The sequence below is a fragment of the Streptosporangium sp. NPDC003464 genome (assembly GCF_053588315.1).
Genome location: NZ_JBSFPS010000504.1, coordinates 1 through 2,541 on the forward strand (window position 1 = coordinate 1; position 2,541 = coordinate 2,541).

A 2,541-nucleotide genomic window follows, 5' to 3' on the forward strand; every position below is an offset into this window, starting at 1 on the left:
TCGCCGACCAGGGCAGCAGCTCGCAGTCGAGGGCGAGCCAGCCGGTGCCCAGCTCGTCCATGAGCGGCGCGCACGCCCGGCTGAGCCGGTCCACCAGTTCGGTGGTGTCGGGGAAGAACGGCCTGCCGGTCCGGGTGTAGACGGCCCCGGTGGTCCCGTCCGCGACCCCGAACCGCGCCGCCGCCGTCTCCGGGTCCCTGGCCAGTACGGCCACCGCCCGCGAGCCCATGTGCTTCTCCTCGCACACGACATGGGTGATCCCCGCGGCCGCGAACTCGGCGAACGCCTCGGCCGGGTGCTCCAGGTAGCCGTCGAGCCCGGAGGTCTCCGGCGGCGCCATCGTGGGGGGAAGGTAGACCAGCCAGCGCGGGTCGACCGCGAACCGGCTCATGATCTCCAGTGCCGCGGCCGAGTTCTCCTCCCGGACCTTGACGCGGCCGCCGCCGTGACGCACCTCGATGTGCTTGGTGCCCTGGACGTCGCCGATGGCGAGCGCCTCGGGGTCACGCCGGCCCGGGGCCCCGAACGGCCTGACCGACTCGTACCAGACCTTCTCGGCGGGCACCGAGACGATCTCCTTGGACGGGTAGCGCAGCGCGGTCAGCCTCCCGCCGAACACGGCGCCGGTGTCCAGGCAGATCGTGTTGTTGATCCACTCGGTCTCGGGGACCGGGGTGTGGCCGTAGACGACCATGGCCCGGCCCCGGTACTCCCGCGCCCACGGGTAGCGCACCGGCAGCCCGTACTCGTCGGTCTCGCCGGTGGTGTCGCCGTACAGCGCGAAGGCGCGCACCCGGCCCGAGGCGCGGCCGTGGTAGTCCTCCTTCAGCCCGGCGTGCGCGACGACGAGCCTGCCGCCGTCGAGCTGGTAGTGGCTGATCAGCCCGTCCATGAAGGCCAGCGCGGCCCCGCGGAACTCCTCGGGCTCGGCGGCGAGCTGGTCCAGCGACTCCTGCAGCCCGTGGGCGACCCTGACCTTGCGGCCGTTGAGCGCGCGGGCCAGCTTCTGCTCGTGGTTGCCCGACACGCACAGCGCGGTCCCGGCCGCGACCATGCCCATGACCAGCCGGAGCACGCCCGGCGAGTCGGGCCCCCGGTCGACCAGGTCGCCGACGAACACCGCCGTCCGGCCCTCGGGGTGGGTCGCGCCGGTGCCGCCGGGGGCGATCTCCCACCCCAGGGCGCGCAGCAGCGTCTCCAGCTCCGACCGGCACCCGTGCACGTCGCCGATGATGTCGAACGGCCCGGTCAGCTCGCGCCTGTCGGTCCACGCCTTCTCGGTGACGACGGTGGCGGCCTCGATCTCGTCGGTCCCGCGCAGCACGTGGACCCGGCGGAAGCCGTCGCGGGAGATCTTCGCCATGGACCGCCGCAGGTCCTTGCGCTGCCGCCGGATCACGTGGGGGCCGAAGTCCCGGTCGGGCCGGGCGGCGTTGCGCTCGATCGCCACCTCCTCCGGCACGTCCATGACGATCGCGTCGACGAGCACGTTGTGGGACTTGGCCAGCTCGACCAGCTTCTTGCGCGCCTCCCACTGGACGTTGGTGGCGTCCACGACCGTCAGCAGGCCCCGCCTGAGCCGGGTGCCGACGATGTAGTGCAGCACGTCGAAGGCGTCGGAGGTGGCGCTCTGGTCGTTCTCGTCGTCCGACACCAGGCCGCGGCAGAAGTCGGAGGAGACCACCTGGGTCGGCCTGAAGTGCCGGCGGGCGAAGGTCGACTTCCCGCTGCCGGAGACCCCGACGAGCACGACGAGCGACATCTCCGGCACGGTGATCTCAGTCATCTCCGCCTCCCGCGTTCACACCGTCTCCGAGACCGAACAGGGCCATCTGGGTGGGCGGGCCCACCTCGGGGTCGTCGTCGCCGACCGGCCGGAAGGCGACGTGGTAGCCGTAGTCGTCGCAGACCTTCGCCGCCCACGCCCGGAACTCGGCCCGGGTCCACTCGAAGCGGTGGTCGGGGTGGCGCATGCCCTCCAGGAAGTCGTAGCGCACGTTGTACTCGGCGTTGGGCGTCGTCACGATCACGTGCCCGGGCCGGGCTGCGCCGAAGACCACCCGCTCCAGCGCGTCCAGCCGCGGCGGGTCGACATGCTCGACGACCTCCATGAGAACGGCCGCGTCGTATCCGGCGAACCGGGCGTCGGTGTAGGTCAGCGCCCCCTGGAACAGCTCCAGCCGCTCCCGCTGCCGGTCGGGCATCCGGTCGGGCTTCAGCCGCCTGACCGCGAGCGCCAGCGCCTGCGCCGACACGTCCACCCCGGTCACCTTCGTGAACTCCGGCCTGCCCAGCAGCGCCCCGACCAGCTGCCCGGAACCGCAGCCCAGGTCGATGACGCGGTGCGCGCCGAGCTCCCCCAGCGCCTCGACCACGGCCTCGCGGCGCAGGACGTTCAGGGGCCGCCTGGGCGCGCCGCCCGGCTCCCCCTCGGGCGCGGGGACCTGTCCCGCCGTCGCGGAGGGGACCTCCACCGGCGGGGTCGGCGCTGCTCGCGGCACCGTGCTGAAGGCCACCACCAAGCTCGCCAATGAGGGATAC

General features: G+C 73.0%; 2 protein-coding genes. Both read right to left on the minus strand.

The window, feature by feature from the left end:
- A partial coding sequence (locus tag ACWDS7_RS47845; RefSeq protein ID WP_451934728.1) for a polynucleotide kinase-phosphatase occupies positions 1–1,786 on the minus strand: 1,786 nt, incomplete at its 3' end.
- A partial coding sequence (locus ACWDS7_RS47850) for a methyltransferase domain-containing protein (RefSeq protein WP_451934729.1) occupies positions 1,779–2,541 on the minus strand: 763 nt, incomplete at its 5' end. The genes ACWDS7_RS47850 and ACWDS7_RS47845, both read right to left, overlap by 8 nt.